This is a genomic window from Moorena sp. SIO3I8, from assembly GCF_010692325.1.
GTDB lineage: Bacteria > Cyanobacteriota > Cyanobacteriia > Cyanobacteriales > Coleofasciculaceae > Moorena.
This window is the reverse complement of sequence record NZ_JAAHHW010000284.1, coordinates 1-2236: the sequence shown is the minus strand read 5'-3', so window position 1 is coordinate 2236 and position 2236 is coordinate 1. Positions and strand designations below refer to the sequence as shown.

At 36.3% G+C, this 2236-nt stretch carries 2 protein-coding genes and 1 pseudogene; all 3 read left to right on the top strand.

What is annotated here, in order from left to right; all coding sequences use genetic code 11:
- On the top strand, positions 1-526 hold a 526-nt coding region (gene ectA / locus F6K51_RS36210; protein ID WP_293030725.1), incomplete at its 5' end, for a diaminobutyrate acetyltransferase.
- Positions 527-536: 10 nt separating this feature from the next.
- Positions 537-1787: a diaminobutyrate--2-oxoglutarate transaminase gene (ectB, locus tag F6K51_RS36205; protein WP_293030723.1), complete on the top strand. Its 1251-nt coding sequence runs from the start codon at positions 537-539 to the stop codon at positions 1785-1787.
- 54 nt (positions 1788-1841) lie between these two features.
- Positions 1842-2128 (top strand): annotated as a pseudogene (locus F6K51_RS36200) (DUF4277 domain-containing protein); the annotation flags it as partial.
- Between the last annotated feature and the right edge of the window lie 108 nt (positions 2129-2236).

Sequence of the window (2236 nt, the reverse complement as noted above, 5' to 3'; positions counted from 1 at the left end):
AAAAAAAAGTCAACTAAATATGAAAGCCGATTCTATTATAACTTACAGACATCCAAGGTTAGAAGATGGACTTGAGGTTTATCATCTAATCAAAAAATGCCCACCTTTAGATGTTAACTCCCAATACTATTATTATCTTATTTGTAGTGATTTTAAAAATACTTGTGTTGTGGCAGAATATGAGCAGAAAATAATCGGTTTCATCTCTGGTTATTTAAAGCCCGAAAATTCGAAATGCCTGTTTATATGGCAGGTAGCCGTTGCCGAAAAAGCCAGAGGCAGAAAAGTTGCCACGAATATGTTAAAATGGCTAACCAAACAACCAAATTTTAGTGATATTCAAAGTTTAGAAACAACCATTTCACCGGCAAATAAATTATCACAAAATCTTTTTATGGGTTTTGCCGAGGAAAATAAAGCTAATTGCCAAACCAATTCATTTCTTGATGTTTATCATTTTGATACAGAATCACACGCTCCTGAGATTTTATATAAAATTTTTCCTCTTAAATTAAATAAAAATTAATTGATAAATCATGAAAATCATAGAGTCTTTAGAGTCAAATGTTAGAAGTTATATTCGTTCTTTTCCTGCTGTTTTTGATATGGCTGAAGGTGCAGTAATTTATGATGAACAGGGAAATAAATATATTGATTTTTTTGCCGGAGCAGGGGTTTTGAATTATGGACATAATAATCCCAAAGTGATAAATGCTTGGATAGACTATCTGCAAAACAATCGTATTGTACACTCACTAGACAAAGCAACTGTTGCCAAAAGGAATTTTATGCAAAAGTTTTCAGATACTATTCTTGTACCCAAAAATCTTGAATATAAACTGCAATTTACTGGACCAACTGGTACTAATGCAGTTGAAGCAGCCTTGAAACTGGCTCGTATGGTCAAGAAGCGTTCTAATATCATTGCTTTTACCAATGGGTATCATGGTTTAACGATGGGATCACTTGCTATAACAGGCAATCAGTTTTATCATGATAAAGCTTATAGTCTCAGGATAAATGTATATCATGTCCCTTTTGATGGCTATTTCGGCAAAGACGTTGACACGATTAACTATTTGCGAAAACTATTAATAGATCCCGGTAGTGGTATTGAGATACCCGCCGCAATAATTGTGGAAACTATACAGGGAGAAGGCGGTATTAATATTGCTAGTGAAACTTGGTTAAAAAAACTTCAGGCATTATGTCGTGAGTTTAATATATTATTTATTATTGACGATATACAAGTCGGTAATGGACGAACAGGTACCTTTTTTAGTTTTGAAAAAATTGGAATTCTGCCAGATATGATTTGTTTATCTAAATCCATTGGAGGTGGGCTACCAATGGCACTACTATTGATTCGTCCAGAACTTGATCAATGGCTTCCTGGAAAACATACAGGTACATTTAGAGGTAATAATTTGGCTTTTGTTGCTGCAACGGAGTTACTTGGTTATTGGGAAAACGATGATTTAACCAAGGCTGTTGAATATAAATCTAAGATTATTCAAAAATCATTACAAAAACTTGCTGATGAATTGCCAGAATTACAAATGCAAGCTAGAGGTAGAGGTATGATTTGGGGACTAGAAATGCCGAAAGAAGGTTTGGCAAAACAAGTTTCCAGCAGAGCATTTAAAAAAAAAATATTAGTGGAAACTTGTGGTAGCAACAGTCAAGTAGTTAAATTTTTACCGCCACTGATTATTGAAGAAGAGGTGTTAAATATAGGATTAAATAAATTATCAGAAGCGGTAAGAGAAGTTTTTGCTGAAAATTAGTCATACAACCCACATTCCGCAGGTTAGAGAGGATAACTATGGTATTTTCGAAGGATGAAACCAATAGCATCTTCAATTAGAGTACAAGATCTTGACCACTGTGGCATAGTGGCAGGCATCATTGACCAGATCGGGCTAGTGGAACAAATTAACCAGGAGTTGGGAACCCACTCCCAAGAGAAGCTCAGTGCGGTCGTAGCGGTAAAAGCCATGATTATCAATGGTAAGGGCAAAGTCAGCGCTCCACTATACCTATTTGAAAAATTCTTTGAATGGCATTGCCACTGAACATCTTCGTCGGAGAGGGGAGTGAACCACTGCTTCTCTTTGATGACCGTCTTTGTTTATTGGTTTACACTCTCGCCCAAAGAGCCTTACGCCAAGCTCTCGCCCGGACTAAGCAAACTATTAACAACCAATTGGGTAAGCCGACGGCTACCCCGACAATG